Source organism: Pseudoalteromonas prydzensis (assembly GCF_001661495.1).
Classification (GTDB): Bacteria; Pseudomonadota; Gammaproteobacteria; order Enterobacterales; family Alteromonadaceae; genus Pseudoalteromonas; species Pseudoalteromonas prydzensis.
Window position 1 is genome coordinate 84537 of record NZ_BDDT01000015.1, and the last position, 20135, is coordinate 104671.

19 protein-coding genes and 2 pseudogenes are annotated in these 20135 nt (G+C 42.1%); 10 read left to right on the top strand and 11 right to left on the bottom strand.

Features of this window, described 5'->3' with window-relative positions; all coding sequences use genetic code 11:
- Positions 1-9: 9 nt before the first annotated feature.
- Positions 10-1656 (top strand): chaperonin GroEL, encoded by a 1647-nt coding sequence (gene groL, locus A7968_RS19470; protein WP_064668205.1) that lies wholly within the window; start codon positions 10-12, stop codon positions 1654-1656.
- A 188-nt stretch (positions 1657-1844) separates the two neighbouring features.
- Entirely contained in the window at positions 1845-2258 is a 414-nt protein-coding gene (gene rnk / locus A7968_RS19475) for a nucleoside diphosphate kinase regulator (protein WP_064668206.1), read from the top strand.
- Between the two features lie 56 nt (positions 2259-2314).
- Here rnk and A7968_RS19480 read toward each other — a convergent pair whose 3' ends face one another.
- The 10 genes from A7968_RS19480 to A7968_RS19525 form a co-directional block, all read right to left on the bottom strand.
- Positions 2315-4207, bottom strand: a complete 1893-nt coding sequence (locus tag A7968_RS19480) for a methyl-accepting chemotaxis protein (protein ID WP_227008866.1) — start codon at positions 4205-4207, stop codon at positions 2315-2317.
- 187 nt (positions 4208-4394) lie between these two features.
- A complete protein-coding gene (locus A7968_RS19485) occupies positions 4395-5882 on the bottom strand; it encodes a bifunctional ADP-dependent NAD(P)H-hydrate dehydratase/NAD(P)H-hydrate epimerase (RefSeq protein ID WP_064668208.1) in 1488 nt (495 codons plus the stop codon).
- Between the two features lie 353 nt (positions 5883-6235).
- Positions 6236-7048, bottom strand: coding sequence for an adenosylmethionine decarboxylase (speD, locus tag A7968_RS19490; RefSeq protein ID WP_064668209.1), 813 nt, complete (start codon positions 7046-7048; stop codon positions 6236-6238).
- Positions 7049-7136: 88 nt separating this feature from the next.
- A complete protein-coding gene (locus A7968_RS19495) occupies positions 7137-7550 on the bottom strand; it encodes an OsmC family protein (protein ID WP_064668210.1) in 414 nt (137 codons plus the stop codon).
- Positions 7551-7624: 74 nt separating this feature from the next.
- A complete protein-coding gene (locus tag A7968_RS19500) occupies positions 7625-7972 on the bottom strand; it encodes a DUF3802 family protein (protein ID WP_064668211.1) in 348 nt (115 codons plus the stop codon).
- A 141-nt stretch (positions 7973-8113) separates the two neighbouring features.
- Entirely contained in the window at positions 8114-9583 is a 1470-nt protein-coding gene (gene astD, locus A7968_RS19505) for a succinylglutamate-semialdehyde dehydrogenase (RefSeq protein ID WP_064668212.1), read from the bottom strand.
- Between the two features lie 15 nt (positions 9584-9598).
- Positions 9599-10615 carry an arginine N-succinyltransferase gene (astA, locus tag A7968_RS19510; RefSeq protein ID WP_064668213.1) on the bottom strand — a complete coding sequence of 339 codons (1017 nt, stop codon included), beginning with the start codon at positions 10613-10615 and terminating at the stop codon, positions 9599-9601.
- Between the two features lie 88 nt (positions 10616-10703).
- Positions 10704-11909, bottom strand: coding sequence for an aspartate aminotransferase family protein (locus tag A7968_RS19515; RefSeq protein ID WP_064668214.1), 1206 nt, complete (start codon positions 11907-11909; stop codon positions 10704-10706).
- A 383-nt stretch (positions 11910-12292) separates the two neighbouring features.
- A complete protein-coding gene (locus tag A7968_RS19520; RefSeq protein WP_064668215.1) occupies positions 12293-13453 on the bottom strand; it encodes an HDOD domain-containing protein in 1161 nt (386 codons plus the stop codon).
- Between the two features lie 55 nt (positions 13454-13508).
- The gene (locus A7968_RS19525) at positions 13509-14090 is read right to left on the bottom strand and encodes an anthranilate synthase component II (protein WP_064668216.1); all 582 of its coding nucleotides are present in this window, start codon (positions 14088-14090) and stop codon (positions 13509-13511) included.
- A gap of 415 nt (positions 14091-14505) precedes the next feature.
- Here A7968_RS19525 and A7968_RS19530 point away from each other — a divergent pair, with 415 nt between their 5' ends.
- From A7968_RS19530 to glpD, 5 genes are all read left to right on the top strand, one after another.
- On the top strand, positions 14506-14802 hold the full coding sequence (locus tag A7968_RS19530) for a hypothetical protein (protein WP_064668217.1): 297 nt from the start codon (positions 14506-14508) through the stop codon (positions 14800-14802).
- 135 nt (positions 14803-14937) lie between these two features.
- Entirely contained in the window at positions 14938-15120 is a 183-nt protein-coding gene (locus tag A7968_RS19535) for a hypothetical protein (protein WP_064668218.1), read from the top strand.
- Between the two features lie 240 nt (positions 15121-15360).
- Complete coding sequence (locus A7968_RS19540; protein ID WP_064668219.1) at positions 15361-15609, top strand: HP1242/YdcH family protein; 249 nt, start codon at positions 15361-15363, stop codon at positions 15607-15609.
- A gap of 152 nt (positions 15610-15761) precedes the next feature.
- On the top strand, positions 15762-17270 hold the full coding sequence (gene glpK, locus A7968_RS19545) for a glycerol kinase GlpK (RefSeq protein ID WP_064668220.1): 1509 nt from the start codon (positions 15762-15764) through the stop codon (positions 17268-17270).
- 58 nt (positions 17271-17328) lie between these two features.
- Positions 17329-18831 carry a glycerol-3-phosphate dehydrogenase gene (glpD, locus tag A7968_RS19550; protein ID WP_064668221.1) on the top strand — a complete coding sequence of 501 codons (1503 nt, stop codon included), beginning with the start codon at positions 17329-17331 and terminating at the stop codon, positions 18829-18831.
- 7 nt (positions 18832-18838) lie between these two features.
- On the opposite strand, the gene A7968_RS19555 is transcribed toward glpD, so the two are convergent.
- Positions 18839-19237 carry an acyl-CoA thioesterase gene (locus tag A7968_RS19555; RefSeq protein WP_064668229.1) on the bottom strand — a complete coding sequence of 133 codons (399 nt, stop codon included), beginning with the start codon at positions 19235-19237 and terminating at the stop codon, positions 18839-18841.
- A gap of 31 nt (positions 19238-19268) precedes the next feature.
- Between A7968_RS19555 and A7968_RS19560 the strand changes: the two genes are divergently transcribed.
- From A7968_RS19560 to A7968_RS23850, 3 genes and pseudogenes are all read left to right on the top strand, one after another.
- A complete protein-coding gene (locus A7968_RS19560) occupies positions 19269-19973 on the top strand; it encodes a 2OG-Fe(II) oxygenase (protein ID WP_064668222.1) in 705 nt (234 codons plus the stop codon).
- A pseudogene (locus tag A7968_RS23845) lies at positions 19952-20068 on the top strand (hypothetical protein); the annotation flags it as partial. The gene A7968_RS19560 and the pseudogene A7968_RS23845, both read left to right, overlap by 22 nt.
- Positions 20037-20135: pseudogene (locus A7968_RS23850) on the top strand (hypothetical protein); the annotation flags it as partial. The pseudogenes A7968_RS23845 and A7968_RS23850, both read left to right, overlap by 32 nt.

Sequence of the window (20135 nt, forward strand, 5' to 3'; positions counted from 1 at the left end):
AAACTAATCATGGCAGCAAAAGAAGTACTTTTTGCAGGTGACGCACGCGCTAAAATGCTAGCTGGCGTAAACATCTTAGCAAACGCAGTTCGCGTAACTTTAGGTCCTAAAGGCCGTAACGTAATTCTAGACAAATCATTTGGCTCTCCAGTGATCACTAAAGATGGTGTATCAGTGGCAAAAGAGATCGAACTTGAAGACAAGTTTGAAAACATGGGCGCACAAATGGTTAAAGAAGTTGCATCTAAAGCAAATGATGCAGCTGGTGACGGTACAACTACTGCAACCGTATTAGCACAGTCAATTGTAAATGAAGGCTTAAAAGCAGTTGCTGCGGGTATGAACCCAATGGACCTTAAGCGCGGTATTGATAAAGCAATCATCGCAGCCGTTGCTGAGCTAAAAGAGCTTTCAGTACCTTGTGCTGATGCAAAAGCAATCGCTCAAGTAGGTACTATTTCAGCTAACTCTGATAAAGAGATTGGTGACATCATTGCAGAAGCAATGGAAAAAGTAGGCCGTAACTCTGGTGTGATCACAGTTGAAGAAGGTCAATCACTTGAGAACGAACTAGATGTTGTAGAAGGCATGCAGTTTGACCGTGGTTACCTATCTCCGTATTTCATCAACAACGCAGAAAAAGGCGCCGTTGAATTAGATAACCCATTCATTCTACTTGTAGACAAAAAAGTATCTAACATCCGTGAGTTACTACCTACATTAGAAGCCGTTGCTAAAGCAAGCAAGCCACTACTTATCATTGCTGAAGACCTTGAAGGTGAAGCGCTAGCTACATTAGTAGTAAATAACATGCGTGGTATCGTTAAAGTATCTGCTGTTAAAGCACCTGGTTTTGGCGACCGCCGTAAAGCAATGCTACAAGATATCGCAGTATTAACTGGCGGTACTGTTATCTCTGAAGAAATCGGCCTAGAGCTTGAAAAAGCAACGGTTGAAGACTTAGGTACTGCAAAGCGCGTAGTTATCACTAAAGATGATACTACTATCATTGATGGTGCTGGCGAAGAAGCGGGTATCAGCGGTCGTGTTGCACAAATCAAAGCACAAATTGAAGAAGCAACATCAGACTACGATAAAGAGAAACTACAAGAGCGTATGGCTAAACTTGCCGGCGGTGTTGCAGTAATCAAAGTAGGTGCTGCGACTGAAATCGAAATGAAAGAGAAAAAAGACCGCGTTGAAGATGCACTTCATGCAACTCGCGCTGCGGTTGAAGAAGGCGTAGTACCGGGTGGTGGTGTTGCACTTGTACGTGCAGCAAGCAAACTAGTTGACTTAGTTGGCGACAACGAAGATCAAAGCCACGGTATCAAAGTAGCACTACGTGCTATGGAAGCACCACTTCGTCAAATCGTTACTAACGCAGGTGACGAAGCGTCTGTTGTTATTAACGCAGTTAAAGGCGGCACAGGTAACTTTGGTTACAACGCAGCAACTGGCGAATACAACGACATGATTGAAATGGGTATTCTAGACCCAACTAAAGTAACGCGCTCTGCACTACAATTTGCAGGCTCGATTGCTGGCCTTATGATCACCACAGAAGCAATGGTAGCTGAAATCCCAAAGGATGAAGCTGGCGGCGCTGATATGGGCGGCATGGGCGGTATGGGTGGAATGGGCGGGATGATGTAATTCATCTCCTAACCATCTAGCTCAATTAAAAACCCAGCTTCGGCTGGGTTTTTAGCATTATGGGCAAAGATAAAATAGCGGATATTACTTGCAAGTAAAATGACTCCAGCGTATTGCAGTGTCTGAACTGCGTAGCAAACCATACTCAGAGTTAGTTTTATTTATACAACATTGTTAAGGATAGTAAGATGAATAAAAAGCCTGAACTAATCATCTCATCGCTCGATGCTGATAGATTGTATGATTTAATGGAATCGTTGCCAGCTGGCAGTTTCGCTGGCGAAAAAGAACTTGAAGCTGAACTCGGTCGCGCAACCATAGTCGAGCCAAAAGATATGCCTTCGACAGTGGTTACTATGAACTCAACGGTAAACTTTATTGTTGAATCGACCCAAGAAGAATTCACTAAGACCTTAGTGTATCCAAAAAATGCTGATGCAAGTGCTGATAAAATATCAATTTTAGCCCCAGTAGGTAGCGCCCTACTTGGTTTGTCACAAGGCGACGAAATTGAATGGCCAAAACCAGGTGGCGGCCTCATCAAAGTGAAAATAAAAGCAGTCACTTATCAGCCTGAACGAGCTGGTGAACTGCACCGCTAATAGTTAAGTTAGAGTTCGCATCTTCAGCAAACTCTAACGTGGACTATAAATCAAACTTATTGCTGACTGATTTGGTATAAACGCTGTGCTTGGCTATTTGAATCTTTGCTGACGCTGCGGAACTCTTCAGCATCACTGGCATTTTGCACAGAGATCTCACGAATTCGCTCTGCCAAGTTTTTCACGTTTTCGGTTACCTGTGATTGCTCTTCAGTCGCTACGGCAATACTTGATGAGCGCTCTTTAATATCATTAAACGCGGTAACAATACTTTCATATTGTGCACGTGTTGTTGCTGAGCGCTCATTCACTACTTCAGAATATTCACGGCATTGCCCAATAACGTTAACCCCTCTGCTCGCAGCTTCCTGTAATTGGCTGATCATGGTTTCGATCTCACCAGCCGATTGCTGAGTACGATGTGCCAAGGTTCTCACTTCATCTGCAACCACCGCGAAACCACGCCCTGATTCACCTGCTCGAGCGGCTTCAATGGCAGCATTAAGCGCCAGTAGATTGGTTTGTTCAGAAATATTCATGATCACATCAAGCACCGAGCCCACTTGTTTTGAGTCTTGTGCAATCCGTGAAATGGCATCTGATGATTCCGTTAATTTATCAAATAATAACTGGATTGATTCGGCATTCTTCTCAATAACATCAAAACCAGAATTCACTAAATCAGCTGATTGCGTGGTTATATCTGCAACGCTCAAAACATCTTGTGAGGCTGATGAGGCTGCTATCGACATTTCGTTAATTGCCTCAGCCAACATATTGTTTTCTTCCATTAACTCTTGTGTACGAATTTGGCTGTTATTACTTAAGTTATCCATCGCTTCAGCATTATTCTTAACCGCAGCGGCTTCTGTTTGGATCTGTTCTAATATCTTAATCAGGTGATCGCCATAGTCATTAATTGCGACGCATAAGTGGCTCATTTCATCACTACCGCGCACGGCTAATTTTGAATTGGTGCGACCTTGCACTAACATTCTAACTTGCTCTGTAGTGGTGTTAATTTGCTGCACCAGACGATTACCAAAAATCAGTAATACTGATACAAAAATGAGAATAAGGGCGATAAATGAACTGTATAAATAATAAGTGAGGGTGTTCACGGTTTTCTTGGCAATTGCGGCGGGAATAATAACCCCTGAGCGCCAATTTTGCTCGGCCAATGAGTAGGTTACTAAAATAGATTCGTCATTATTAACCACACCACTAGCAAATTCAGCAACAGTTGTATTGCCGTTTTGCAAAGCGCTGACCAACGGCTTTAAGCTACTGTCTTTACTGGCAACCTGAGTAAGGCTCATCATTGCTAAGTTAGTATCGCGTATCAATGGGATCGATACCAATTGCTCGGCGCTATCTAAAATAAAGTTATAGGTGCCCGTGGCATTGTTCTCTGCAAGCAATGAGCTTTCGATAGATGCCAGTTCAACGTCTAAGGTGGCAACCCCCCAAAATTGGTTATCGCGAATTATTTTTACCGAACAAGTAACCATTGGCACATTAGATACAGTGTCTACATAAGCTTCAGACCATACGCACTCACCGCGATTAGCATTAATAGCATTTTTATACCAGCTTTCTTGCTGATACGCGCTGCTGTCAGGCTGATTGTAATCATCTAAAAGTTGATATTGGCCACTGCCTGTTTTTGCCCAAAAAAGAGACGCTTTTTCTGCTGAAGGCAGCATTTTATTCGGTTCCGGCCAAATACCACCACCGGCAATACCTTTGCCACTTGCAATCAAAGGAGCAATATTTTCAATAAAGTCCGCTTGCTGCAATGGCAAAGTTTCTGCTACCACGGCTAAGCTTTGCGTTAAGGTGGCACTTTTAGCTAAATCTTTTGCTAATGATTCGCCGATCACCTTTGCTTGTAATTTTGCGCTGGATATAGCGTCATTTTTAATGATTGGCGTAACAACTAGCTGCATTATTCCTGACAGAATAATTAAAGCAAACAACAGCAGCAAAAAACTCCCTAGGTACATTTTTTTTTGTATCAACATCTTCTTTTTACCTCAGTAGTAAATAATAGCCGCGCAAATTAGAGTATAGGGACTGTCGTGTATTTAGCAAAACCAGTTCATCTACATAGTGACCAAAAAGTATATTTAACCGCTATTTACCATTAATTAGCTGCCTGATAATCGCAAATAAATCACTTGGCAACATACCTTTTTCACCATCGCGCTGTGCAGCGATGTCACCGGCTTTGGCATGTAGCGTTACGCCATAACAAGCAGCGTGTTCTGTAGTTAGCCCTTGCGCGATAAGCGCAGCAATGATGCCAGTAAGTACATCACCGCTGCCGCCGACAGCGAGTGCTGGGTTACCATCAGTACAAACCCAAGTATTAGTGCTATTAGTAATAATACTGCCCGCCCCTTTAAGCACACAGCACGCGCCATAGTGATTGCTAAGTTGCGTTGCACTGTAATAACGATTTGCCTCAATATCGCTTATAGAGCAATTAAGTAACCGTGCAGCCTCACCTGGATGAGGTGTGATCATCGTATTTCTCAGTGGCGTTATTGACGAGCTCTGAGCAATAAGATTTAGCGCATCGGCATCTATCACTAGCGGTTTGTTATGCGCTAAGCAATATTGCATGACTGTTTCGAAGGTGGTGGTTGACCATTCATCTTGACCAAGCCCTGGACCAATCGCTACACAGCTAGCCCACTCGAGTGCTGAGGTTAAATCAGTCGCGGTGACCATTAACTCAGGGCAGCTAATACTCACTGCAAGGACTGACTCAGGATGAGTGTATACTTTTACCATACCAGCACCACTGCGCAGCGCGGCCTCGCTAGTTAAGCGTATTGCCCCCGCCGTGCCTTTATTACCACCAACGCACAGTAATTTACCATGGCTACTCTTATGGCTATTATTACTTCTTTTCGCTAAGCCTTGAGATGTTTGATAACTTATCAGCTTTGCAGTTGGCGTTGCCAATTGTGTAAATACATCTGAAATAGATAAATCATCAAGCTCTCCAATACCTGCGCAGGCACGTCCAGCGCCCGTAACAAGCCCTTGCTTAATACCAACAAAAGTGACTGTAACATCAGCCTCAATTGCCACGCCCTGCACGGCTCCGGTATCGGCGTTAATACCCGACGGCAAATCAATTGCCACAATTGGCGCAGCGCTGTTATTAGCAGCTTCAATCAACTCAACAAAAGGAGCACGTACATCACTGTTTATTCCTGTGCCTAACAAGCCATCAATAATGATATCCGCGTTATCTATAATTTGCTGATGAAATGCCGTTATGTCACCACCAGCTGCTAACCATGCTTTTTGCGCTGTAAGCGCATCGCCCGTTAATGGTTTATCTGGTGCAGCCGCAATGACTGTTACTTGCTTTGCGGCCTGTTTAGCGAGGCTTGCAACGATATAACCATCACCTGCATTATTGCCCACACCAACCAGAACAACATAATTTTGAGCTTGCGGAAAATACTTAATAGCCTGTGCAAACACCGCCTGCCCCGCATGTTCCATCAAGGTATACATAGCTACACCAGATTGCGCTGCGGCGGTGGATTCGTGAGTTCGTACTTGCTCGGCACTAAACACATGTTGAGATAAGTTAACTAGCATGTTGATCCTTTAGGTGGGCTTTTAACCAGCATATAAGTGGTAAGAATAGCAGTCAAATGATTACCAAAACCCAAGCTTTTTGCATAGTTCTTGTGATGCACGACCTAATACAGCCTTTAGTCCTCTGATGAATTGTATTGTTCTGGTAAAAACTATAGACACAGTTTTGAAGATTTATACGGTAATAAATGGGACTTGTTGCAATTGAATTAAAGAAGTTTAGTTGCCGCGATAAATCACGACCTACTTAAGCTAGTGCCACTTTACCCTCGCTAACTTTAACCTAGCTAACTTACAAAAAAACGGCGCGTAATTTACATTACGCGCCGTTTGTAAGGACTAATTAAATTAGCTTATTCTGTTTCTGGTAAGTTACGACCGTAGAAGATTTCTTGCATCTCGCGGGTTAACTTAGAACGAATTTCTTCTTCTTCCTGTTCAGATAAGTCGCTAGTAGTGACACCAAATAAATAGGTATTTAAATCGGTCTCTTTTAGCATCATCTTAGTGTGGAACAAGTTTTCTTGATACACGTTCACGTCCATCATTTGGTACGCTTCTTTGGTATCTTCAGTCATGTAGTTTTGAATTGAATTGATCGCGTGATCAATATAGTGCTTAACGCCATCTACATCACGGGTAAAACCACGTACGCGGTAGTCAATTGTTACAACATCAGACTCTAAGCTGTGAATTAGGAAGTTCAACGCTTTAAGAGGCGAGATAATGCCACAAGTAGAAACTTCGATATCGGCACGGAAAGTACAAATACCGTCATCAGGATGCGCTTCAGGGTACGTATGAACACAGATATGACTCTTATCTAAATGAGCAACCACCGTTTCAGGCAATGGACCTGGCGCTTCATCTACGTCATAAGTTTGCTGTTGCTCAATTGGCTCTTCTGAAATCAGAATTGTTACACTAGCACCTTGTGGATCGTAATCTTGACGCGAAACATTTAAGATATTCGCACCGATAATATCCACTACTTCACCTAAAATATCGGTTAGTCGATCAGCACTGTACTGTTCGTCGATATATTCAATATATTCTTTACGTTGTTGCTCTGTCTTTGCATAGCAAATATCGTAAATACTAAAGCTTAAACTCTTGGTTAAGTTATTAAAGCCATGAAGTTTAATTTTATCGAAGGGTTTGTTCATGATAAACCAACCTATAAACAAGTGAAATCTGCCAGAGCAGAATGAAAAGTTCGCGGATTTTATACGAATTTCACCGCAGGAAAAAGCGTTATTTTCCCTGTTCTTGGATAACTTCGTGCGTGTGGGTAATTTCTACTGTTTTATCAAGCATTAATGCCACTGAACAATACTTCTCTGCCGACAGCTGCACAGCACGCGCAAGGTGCTTTTCAGAGACGTTATCGCCAGTCACGACAAAGTGTAAGTTAATCTTAGTAAATACTCGTGGGGCAGATTCAGCGCGCTCAGCGCTTAGTTGTACTTGTACATCAGAGAAGTTTTGTTTGGCTTTTTTTAAAATACTCACCACATCAACCGATGAGCAACAACCCACTGACATTAACACCATTTCCATTGGGCTTGGTGCGGCGCTATCGCTACCAGCATCAAACACAACATTATGACCAGAATTAGAACGACCTAGGAAGGTATCGCCTTCAACCCATTTTACATTCGCTTGCATTTTATGACTCTCAAAGTAGTTATTTACTTGATTGTAAGGAAGTCACACACAGTTGCAAATTAAAAACGATGTATTCAAGCACTTTCAACAACGGCGCTATCAAAGAGGTTTTTTACCAGTGCGGCAAACTCATCAATAAAGGCATGCTGCTCTATGGTGACTTGATTACTGGTGACACTGCTGAGCACTTCTTGTAAATCGTATACGATACCATCAACTTCTCGCACGATTTGGCTACGTTGTTCGGTGGTAAGCTCAGTATGCTGCTGACATATCAGCATGACATTTTCAGCAATATCATCTTCGATCAGCTCCATAATAGTAGGAGCGCCTGGTTTTATTTCGCCGGACTTCTCAAATAATGCTAAATTTTGAGTAAGGTACATGATCAAATCATCATATCCCTGCCTATCTAAAACCATATTTCTTCACACCTAATTAAACACGACTCTACTGATTTAAGCAGAAAGCGCTTTTAATTGCTACCTTTGAGCCTTAACCAATACAAAAAAAGCAGCCAAGGCTGCTTTTTTAGTGGTTTATTACTAGTTTAGAAAAATCGATTAATCGATTTTTAAGCCTGGGCTTAATGTTGCTGGCATTGCTACTTTTTCAAGCTCAACAGAGGCAACTGGGTATGCGCAGTAATCAGCGGCATAGTATGCGCTAGCACGGTGGTTACCCGATGCGCCAATACCACCAAATGGTGCAGCACTAGAAGCTCCTGTAATTGGGCGATTCCAGTTAACGATACCGGCACGAATACGACGTAAGAAATGGTCATAGTCAGCGGCGTTATCGCTTAATAAGCCTGCTGATAAACCAAAGCTGGTATCGTTGGCTTTATCAATTGCACTGTCAAAATCTGTAAAGCGGAATACTTTTAATAACGGCCCAAAGTGCTCTTCATCTGGGAAGTTAGCAACATCAGTACACTCAATAATACCGGGTGTTACAAAGCCTGTATTTTCAGTGTGCTTAAGTTCAACTAGTACCTCAGCGCCAAGCTCAATAAGTTGTTGCTGTGCTTTTACCATGCCAGCTGCAGCCGCCGATGAAATCATCGAGCCCATAAATGGTTGCTCTGCGTCATCGTAGTTGCCCACTTTAATCGCTTTAGTGGCAGTAATTAAACCAGCTAAAATTGCATCGCCTTGCTCGCCTACTGGTAAAAATAATTTACGTGCGCAAGTACAACGTTGACCACTTGAGATAAACGCTGATTGAATAATATCGTGAATAACCGCTTTAGTGTCTGCAACATCAGTAATTATAAGCGGGTTATTGCCACCCATTTCTAATGCCAAGATTTTACCCGGTTGACCGGCAAACTGCTCATGTAAAATATGACCTGTGCGTGATGAACCAGTAAAGAATAAACCATCAATGCCTTTATGGGCAGCCAATGCTTTACCTGTTACAACTTCACCTTGTACAAGGTTAATAACGCCAGCTGGTAAACCAGCTTTTTCCCATAACTTAAGCGTAAGCTCTGCCACAGCTGGGGTCAGCTCAGATGGTTTAAATACCACGGTATTACCCGCTAATAACGCAGGCACAATATGGCCGTTAGGTAAGTGACCAGGAAAGTTATATGGGCCAAACACGGCAACTACACCATGTGGCTTATGACGGATCATCGCACGACCTTGCGGCATTGGATTTTCAACGTCCCCGGTACGCTCTAAAAATGCTTTTTCAGAGATCGCAATTTTACCGACCATAGCCCCCGCCTCAGTGCGAGTTTCCCATAACGGCTTACCCGTTTCTTGGGCAATCGCTATCGCCAGCTCTTCGCTGTGCTCTTTTAGGGTTTCAGCAAACGTTTTTACAATCGCCAGGCGCTCTGCAAATGATTTGTCTGCCCAGCTATAAAATGCTGCACGCGCTGAGTTAACAGCCGTATCAACTTGCTCGCTGGTTGCTGAGTTTGCTTGCCAAATAATCTCGTTATTGGCTGGGTTTACTGAATTAAATGTATCGCCTTGGCCTTGTGACCATTGACCATTAATAAATTGTGCAGGATGAGTCATGTACTTTCTCCTAAATTATATACGTGTTGCGGTAACTATATCGCCAGCTTGTAAATGCAGTGCATCGGCCATTGCCTGAGGCAAAGTCAACTCTGAGCTAGTTTCATCAAAGTTTAGCTGTGCAACGGTTGCTCTAAAGTCATTTAGTTTTTCATTGGCTAACATCACAGCAGTGTCGCCACTGTTTTCACCAATTTTCACGGTAAAGTTCTTTGCATTGCGAATAGTGGCAATATTATCAACTTTTGCCTCAACCGTAGGGCCTGCGTCAAAAATGTCAACGTAGCCGTTAAACGTGAAGCCCTCACTTTTTAACAACTCAATCGCAGGGCGCGTGTTATCGTGCACTTTACCGATCACAGCTTGCGCATCTTTACTGAGTAAGTTGACGTAAATTGGGTACTTCGGCATGAGTTCAGCAATAAATACTTTTTGGCCAATCCCAGTTAGGTAGTCAGCCGTTGGAAAGTCCATTGAGAAAAAGTGCTCTTCAAGCCACTGCCAAAATGGGCTATTGCCTTGCTCGTTAGAAACACCGCGCATTTCTGCAATAACGGTTTCAGCAAAACGCTCTTGGTGTTGCTTGATAAACATAAAACGTGCTTTTGAAAGCAGCTTACCGTTATTATTTTTACGGTAACCATCTTTTAAAAACAGCGTACAAAGCTCTGTTGCCCCTGTGTAGTCATTACACAAGGTTAAGATATCAACCGCTTTATATACATTCAATGTACGAGATGAATGAATGGCTTTGCTTAAATGATAATGATAAAACGCATCATCTAAACCTACCGCAGCCTCTATTGCTGAGGTACCAACTACCTCACCAGTTTCGCTATCTTCAAGAACAAACAAGTAACCTTCATCACCTGGGTGAGATGCACTTTTTGCGAATGAGCTTATAGAATGGTCAATCTTTTTTTGTAATAACTCTTCGTTATTAGGTAAAGAGGTAAAACCATGCCCTGATTCGTGGGCAATTTTCAATAAAGCTGGGTAATCACATTGCTGGATTGGGCGAAGGATCATCATGAGTCCGCTTGCTCCCTTATAAATAACGGTAAATTAAGAATAGTAGGGCAAGCTTGCTGCCTGCCCTTATAATGATGAGACGTGTTGCTTAACCGTTCACAACTTTGGCAACCGCTTTTTCAAAGCGTGCCATACCTTCGCGAATATCCGCTTCAGGGATCACTAAAGAAGGTGTAAAGCGTACAACATCAGCACCAGCCACTAAAGACATCACGCCCTCAGCAGTACCTGCCACTAAAAACTCTTTAGCACGACCTTTAAACTGTTCAGTTACTACTGCACCGATTAACAAGCCTTGACCACGAATTTCTGAAAACACTTGGTGCTTGTCGTTAATCGCTGTTAATAATTCATTGAATAATGCAGCTTTAGCTTTAACGCCAGCGAGTACTTCAGGTGTATTTACAGTATCAAAAGCCGCTTCACCAACAGCACATGCCAATGGATTACCGCCATAAGTCGAGCCGTGCGTACCTACTTTAAGATGCTTGGCGATTTCTGTTGTGGTGATCATCGCACCAATTGGGAAACCGCCACCAAGCGCTTTAGCTGTAGTTAAAATATCTGGAGTTACATTCAAACCTTGATATGCATACAGCTCGCCAGTACGACCAACACCTGTTTGTACTTCATCAAAAATAAGCAATGCATTATGTTTAGTACATAATTCACGTACGCCTTTAGCAAATTCGTCAGTAGCAGAAATAATACCGCCTTCGCCTTGCAGTGGTTCCATCATTACCGCACAGGTGTTATCAGAGATAAGTGCTGCAAAAGCGTCTAAATCGTTAAAATCACAATGCACGATATCGCCAGGTTTTGGACCAAAGCCATCAGAATAAGCAGCTTGACCACCTACAGTAACAGTGAAGAATGTACGGCCATGGAAGCCTTTGTTAAAAGCGATGATTTGTGATTTTTGTTCACCGAAGTTTTCAAGTGCTACGCGACGCGCTAATTTTAGTGCACCTTCATTTGCTTCAGCGCCAGAGTTGGCAAAATAAACTTTTTCAGCAAATGTCGCATCTACTAGCTTTTTAGCTAAACGCAGTGCTGGCTCATTCGTCATTACATTAGCTACGTGCCAGATTTTCTCGCCTTGCTCTTTTAGTGCTTTAACTAATGCAGGATGACAATGACCTAGACAGTTAACAGCGATACCGCCGGCAAAGTCGATATATTCACGACCTTGCTGATCCCAAACGCGTGACCCTTCACCACGAACAGGAATAACGCTTGAAGGTGCGTAGTTAGGAACCATTACTTGATCAAATAATTCGCGATTGACTGTCATTTTATATCCTCTTAATTGTTATCTCACAGAGAGCGTGAAAAATAGGCTCGATGATGGTGTGAAATACCATCTCATTTGGCGTAAATCAGCATAGCTTAAATAGCCAAAAAATACTCTCTGGTTCAATTTTCAGACGGTCATTATTTCAGAGTTTTTTGCTATTGTCTCTTAGAAAACTTTCATGCAGCCCTTGTAATTAAAGGGATTGAGATATTATTTCAGAGATAGTGAATAACTATCTGAATAATGAATAATGGGGTTGTTTATTCGATAAGGCTGCCCCACTACTCGCCAAGCAGCGCTTTTGTAAATAAAAGGTGAGTAAAAGCAGATATTAATGATGAATGAATAGTCGTAAAAAAATTAACAAAAAATTTATGAAACTAGTCAATTTTAATATGAAAATGCTGTAAATTGGTTTTTTCTAGCTGTTCAAGCTCCAGCTTAGACAGTCCAACATGGTTAAACCAGAGTGATTTTTCATCACTTTCTAATAACTGATGGGCACTCAAACTAACTGCTTGGCTATAACAGCGCGCTTTGCGTATTAACATTGTTAGTGGCAATGCTGAGTCACCTTTTGCCACACCATTAACCAATTGCGATAGCACGGCATTAAATGGCAAATACCGAAATGCCATCTTCTCAATCACCGTTGCTGTCACTTTAAGCGCATGCTGATTCAGTAAAGTACTTAAAAATAGCGGATCTGGCTTTAGCTCTAATAAGGCAGTGTGTAAATCTTTGTGTTGCTCTTCGCGAGCCATTGCGACCTTTCTTTGCCACACTCGTTCGAATGTACGAAGATATAGCCTGATCAAGGCTATTTTCCCCACATCGAGTAGCATACCTAAGGTAAATGCATGAACTTCATTTATTCCATTAAGCTTTGCCAGTTCTTGTGCTGCAATAGCGCAGGCCATGGAGTTATCGCGCAACCTGCGCTTTAACAGTGGGAACGGTTCAGTACTATGCGGCATCCAATGACGCACCGCAAAAGTAGGTACAACAAACTGCAAATTATCTAAACCGATATAGCGCAGTGCTAAAGACGGGTTATCAACTTTAACCGAAGTGTGTTTATTTCGTTGTGCGCGATAATAAGGCAAGTTGACAAAAGTGACTAATTCACGGCCCAACCAAGTCAGATCTTTGACTAACGGCTCAATGCGCCCCACTGATGCAGATTTTACAGCGAGTATGTCTAAAATTGCAGGTATGTTATCTTCAATGCCAATTGTTTCATGCAGTACAGTGTCTATATCAGCTAACTGCTTGCTCATCGCAGTCTCAATAACTTGATGTAGCTGCTGACTAGCTTGAGCGCGATATTTATGATGAGCAGTGCTAGATAACTTACGTACTTTTTCTGCTGCAACTTCCACTTCAAGTAAGGTACGTTGTTCCATTGCTTCGCCGTAGTCAATTTCTAAGGTATGAATATAGCCAATTTGACGCTGCGCAAAACTATGCCCAAGCAACAGATCATGGGCTCGTTGTTCTAATGCTTTCGCAATCCTTTGTTGGCGCACTTCATCTGTCATTCATTATTGTCTTTATATAAAAATTAAAGGAGTAATTACGTTTGTTAGCATAAGCCTAGAACCGAGTTAAAAAGTTAGCAAGTAATTCGAGCCCTTGCTCAGTTAAAATAGCTTCTGGATGAAATTGTACCCCTTCTAATGCTAAGCTGTTATGAGCTAAGCCCATTATTTCATCTAACTGGCCATTTTCTGTTTTTGTCCAAGCTGTGATCTGCAATTCATCTGGCAGACTATTTTTTTCAACCACTAATGAATGATAACGACATACCGTTAATGGATTTGCTAAACCAGTAAATACACCTTGATTAGCATGATAAATTGGTGAGGTTTTACCGTGCATCACTTGTTTGGCTCTAACAACATTAGCACCTAATGCCTGTGCAATAGATTGATGCCCTAAGCAAATACCTAAAATTGGCAACTGTCCCTTCAACTTCGCAACCACATCTAAAGATATACCCGCCTCATTTGGCGTACATGGCCCAGGCGATATCACGATGTGCTGCGGGTTCAACTGAGCTATTTGACTAACCGAGATCTCATCATTGCGCTTTACTAGCACCTCTTGATCTAAGCGCTGAAAATATTGCACTAGGTTATAGGTAAACGAATCGTAATTGTCGATCATTAACAACATCAGGTTAGTAACTCATTGGTAATTAAAGGTTGCAGGGCAAGAGAAGTAATTGAGCCGCATTCTAACCCAATAGCAAAGAATTTTCAGTTAATTGTCGATTGAAAAACTGCATCTAACGTCTAACATTTTTTACAGCAGTTAAAAACTCACCGCCAAAGTATCGTCAACAAGCCAAAATAGTTAAAAGCGAAACCTTATAATCCAAATAAGATTTCAATCTAAGCAACTAATTTAAAACATATTTAAAATTAAAAACCTTATGATTAAATTGCTCATAGCTAGATAAGCGACTTTATTGCTGCTGCCCTCTAATATTTGCTCATCGCTACAACTTAGCGAACAACACGTTAAATATAACATCCCATATCCTTATGATGATGGATGGCCAACTAGAGCAAATATGAAGGAACAAATCATGAAATCATTAACTAAATCAGCGACCAAAACCCTATTAGTAAGTGCTGCTATAGCCACTTTATTTAGTGCCAGTGTTATGGCAAACGAGATGGAAAATAACAAGGTTTCACCAGTGACAAGTATTTCACAAACACAGGACGTAGTTGCTGTTGATTACAGTTTTAGCCAAGACTTTAACGCTTCATTTGAAAACCAATTAAACAAAATTGATGCCGCTATCACTGCGCAAATAGATGAATCAATCAAAATGGTGAACCAGCAACTTTCTGCACAACTAGCAAAATTATTTAACTAATTTGATATTCAGAATAATCAAAAAGGAATGAGGTATGATTAATTTTAGTAAAAACTTAGTCAGTAAAGGCTTGCTTATCGGTTGCTCATTATTGAGCTATAGCGTTACTCAACTTGAAATTGCAGGTGAATAATAATGGAAAAAACAGATAAACAAGCTATCAGCCTTTTATGTGCTTTTGCCTGCTTGATGCTAGCAAGTATTGTAATGCCAAGCTATGCCGCACCTGTGGATGCACACACAGCTGCCGATAAAGTATTGAGCTCAGCTGATAGTTTTGAGCAATGTGCTATTGGTAGCAACATCATCACCTTATGATAAATAACAGCCCCCAACACCTACGCTGAAGTTCAACCACCTTCAGCGTAAGTCTTTCGAATATGCCTGTTTCATGCTCAGACAGCAAATCATGATAGTTAAGTCTTAACACAAAGATAGTGTAGTTATCACTTAAACAAGCTTTTCACTCTTGATTTATTCTGTAATTGCCCAAGCTCTATTATGTTGGGGCAAATAAATCCCCCACATCATCTACATTTAATAATTAAGGAGCAAAATATGTTAGGCGAAGACCATTCATTAACTAAAGAGTTTCCTGAGCATCTAAATACCATCACTGCGTTAAGTAAAGAAAGTTCCGAGTTTGCGGCTAGAGCAAAGCAGTATAATGCTATTGATAAGGAGGTTCGTGTACTCGAACTTCAAGATGCCCCAATTGATGATCAATCCATGCAACAACTAAAAGTTGAACGAGCAGAGTTAAAAGATTGGCTACATAAAGAATTAGTAAGTGCTAGCGAGTCTTAATTATAGTCGCCCACAAAAGTGGGCTTTAAATTATAAAGCGTTATTTTTCATAAGGCTATGTTTAGTCTTAACTCTCACAAATTTAAAAAGTGATTGCGAATAAACAAAATTGCATACAAACTAACCCATATTCATTTAAAAACTAGCTGTTAATGTCTAAATATATCCTATCGATTGATCAAGGTACAACAAGCTCAAGAGCTGTGCTATTTACTAAGGATGCGCAAGTATATACAGCCGCTCAGCAAGAGTTTCAACAGTACTTCCCTGAAAATGGTTGGGTAGAGCATAACCCCGATGATATTTGGCAAACAGTAATTAGCAGTGCGCAAAAAGCATTAGCAGATAAACAAGTCAAAGCTGAAGACATTATAGCTATAGGTATCGCCAACCAACGTGAAACCACTTTAGTATGGAATAAAACGACAGGTAAACCCATTTATAACGCGATAGTCTGGCAAGATCGACGCAGCAGTGAATACTGTAAGAGTTTACGTGATGCAGGACACAGCGAAAGCGTGAATGATAAAACCGGCTTATTACTCGATCCGTATTTTTCTGCCACCAAAATTCGTTGGATTTTAGATAATGTCACTGGCGCTAAAGAGCAAGCTGCAGCTGGCGAACTGGCCTTTGGTACAGTAGACACCTACTTACTATGGCAATTAACCAACGGTAAAGTACACAAAACCGATGCAACCAATGCCTCTCGCACATTATTGTTTAACATTCATAAGCAATGCTGGGATGAAGAGCTACTCTGCTTATTTGATATTCCAGCCTCAATGTTACCTGAAGTGATGGACTCAGCGGCTGACTTTGGTGTAACTAGCAGCGAGTTATTTGGTGGTGAAATCCCAATTAGTGGCATAGCGGGCGATCAGCAAGCCGCATTAATTGGCCAGGCGTGTTTTGAAGAAGGTATGGCAAAAAGCACCTACGGAACTGGCTGTTTTTTAATGCTTAATACCGGAGATAAAGCACTCAAGTCGAATAATCGCTTATTAACCACCATCGCCTATAGGCTCAACGGCAAACCCACCTATGCCATTGAAGGCAGTATTTTTATGGCAGGTGCCACCATGCAATGGATTGTAGAAGGTTTAAAACTACTGGAGCACGCAGGTGAAAGTGAGGCGCTGGTTAAAGGTGTTCCCTTAGATCATGGGGTATTTTTAGTGCCCTCTTTTACAGGTTTAGGCGCTCCTTATTGGGATGCTAATGCTCGTGGTGCTATTTTAGGGCTTACCCGAGATTCAGGGATTAGTACTATTGTGGCAGCTGCCTTACAATCAGTGGGTTATCAAACTAAAGATTTGCAAAAAGCGATGGAAGGGGATGGCTTGCGCCCCAGTATTTTGCGCGTCGATGGCGGTATGGCCAATAATAATTGGGCAATGGCATTTTTAGCTAATATTTTAGGTGCAAGTGTTGAGCGCCCGACCTTAACCGAAACCACCTCGCTTGGTGTTGCCTATTTAGCAGGCCTGCAAAGTGGGGTTTATGAATCAACAGCGCAACTAGCAACGATGTGGCGATGTGACCGGCGCTTTGAACCAACCATGAGCAGCGATGAGCGCAACGATTTATATGCAAAATGGCTGCATTGTATTGCGCAAGTGACGCTTGCTAATAATCAGCAAAATAACAGTGCGAATTAACAGGCGGCTAATCGCGTTAATATAATCTGACATTCACAACCAACTTAAAGGTGCTCCCGTGCAGTTACTCGATAACGAATATGATTTACTCGTCATTGGCGGTGGCATTAATGGTGCTGGTATTGCCGCAGATGCCAGTGGTCGCGGCTTGAAAGTATTATTATGTGAGCAAGACGATTTAGCCTCAGCAACCTCCTCTAATAGCAGCAAACTTATTCATGGCGGGCTTCGCTATTTAGAGAATTATCAATTTAGATTGGTAAGAGAGGCCTTGCGTGAGCGTGAAATACTGTTAAAAAAAGCGCCGCATATTATGTGGCCACTCTCTTTTAGACTACCTCATCAAGCACATTTACGATCGCTATGGATGATTCGAGTGGGATTATTTATTTACGATCACCTAGCCAAACGTAATACTTTACCTGCTTCAAAAACAATTGAATTTAACAGCGACAGCGTACTCAACAGTAGTATTACTCAAGGCTTTGAATATGCTGATGGCTGGGTTGATGACGCGCGCTTAGTGATCTTAAACGCACAGGCAGCACATAATTTGGGAGCCACCATTGCAACACGTACACGCTGCATTAAAGCAACGCGTAATGCAACTGACTGGGATGTGATTTTAGAGCAACAAGCGAGCAAACAGCAACTACACATTAAGGCCAAAAGTGTTGTAAATGCCGCAGGCCCTTGGGTCGCGTCATTATTTGAAGATGTATTTACCCAGCCCACACCACACACCATTCGCCTTGTGAAAGGCAGTCACATAGTGGTGCCTCGAATTCATAGCCAGCCGGTTGCCTATATTTTACAAAACGAGGATAACCGTATTGTATTTGTTATTCCTTATGAGCAAGATTACTCACTAATTGGCACCACTGATGAAGAGTACACTGGCGATATTGCTGATGTAAAAATTAGTGAGCAAGAAATACAATACCTGATCAGTATTACTAATCATTACTTTAAAAAGCCAATAAGCGAAGCGGATATTGTGCACACGTTTAGTGGCGTGCGCCCGCTGTTAGATGACAAATCAACAGATGCCCAAGCGGTCACCCGCGATTACAAACTGATATTAAATAATGAAGCTGATCACGCCCCATTATTAAGCGTGTTTGGTGGCAAAATTACCACCTATAGAAAGCTTGCAGAAAATGCCGTTAATAAATTAGCGCCTCTTTACCCAAAAATGAGTCGCTCGTGGACGAAAGATAGCCCTTTACCAGGCGGCGACTTTAGTAACCAAGCATACCTTATCGCACAGTTAGAAAGCAGCTATCCTTGGCTGCCAATCGACACCTTAAAACGTATGGCTCGCAGTTATGGCACGCTTAGTTATCAATTATTAGGTAAAAGCCAAGCAATCGGCGATTTAGGTTATCACTTTGGTCATGGCTTATATGCACAAGAAGTTGATTACTTAGTTAACCATGAATGGGCAAAAAACAGCGCAGATATATTGTGGCGCAGAACTAAGCTCGGACTACGCTTTAATCAAAAACAAGTGGTTGCCTTGGGGCAATATTTAACTAAACACCCAGCTTGTCACAGCTAAGCTGCGATTAACTAGCTGCAACAAGGTGCTGTGTTAATGCAGCTTTTTCATCAGCCGAAAGCGTTTGCTTTGTTTTGCTGGCAAAGTCGTATCGCACCATGACCGTTTTACCAATTGCACAGCACTTATCTTGCTGCCAGGCTTCTTGGCGGATCACAAATGAACTATTACCAATCTGCTCTATGCTGGTGTTAATTGTCACCTCATGGGCATAAAATAACTCGCCGACAAACGACACTTCAACCTTAGCAATGATTAACTTCCAGTTGTGAGGATTAAGATCAGGGGTAAAAAATTTAAAAATAGGTACTCGGGCGGCTTCAAACCAAACAGGGAGTACGGTATTGTTGATGTGTCCGAGTGCATCCGTTTCGCTAAAGCGCGGCATCACTTTTTCAGTAAACATAATAATCCAATAATAATTAAACAGGTAACTCATGACGGACTTTATCCGCGTATATGACAACGCGCTCAGCAGTGACTTTTGCGATAACTTTATCACTACCTTTTCGCAAAGCCCGCATATAAAACAAGGGATGACATCAGGCGGCATAGATCTTAATAAAAAAGATAGCCACGACTTACACTTAAACAATCATCCTGAATACGCTGAGCAATTAAAACATATTCAACAAACTACTGCACAATATGTTTTTAACTACATTGAAGAACATATTTTTATAATGATTGGGGCGTTTGGTTTAAAAGTGTACCACCCCAAAACAGGACAACCTGTTGATTTAACGCAAGCTAATTTTGACGAGGTAGGTAAACCGCAATTACCTTTATTGGTACAGCAAATTTTTCGACTCGGTAATATCCAAGCGCAAAAATACGAAGTTAACAAAGGCGGCTACCCGTATTGGCATAGTGAAGTGTACCCACAGTTACAGCATAACGAAGCACTACATCGAGTATTGTTATTTATGTTTTATTTAAACGATGTTGAAGAAGGCGGTGAAACCGAGTTTTATTATCAAAATCGTAAGATAGCCCCGAAAAAAGGCACTATGGTGATTGCCCCTGGCTACTTTACTCATACCCATCGCGGTAATAAGCCAGTGTCGAATGATAAATATATTTTAACGTCGTGGGTGCTGTTTAACCGCGCAGAGCAAATATACGGGCAGCCACAGGCCTAAGCGGTCAGCGGTCAGCGGTCAGCGGTCAGCGGTCAGCGGTCAGCGGTCAGCGGTCAGCGGTCAGCGGTCAGCGGTCAGCGGTCAGCGGTCAGCGGTCAGCGGTCAGCGGTCAGCGGTCAGCGGTCAGCGGTCAGCGGTCAGCGGTCAGCGGTCAGCGGTCAG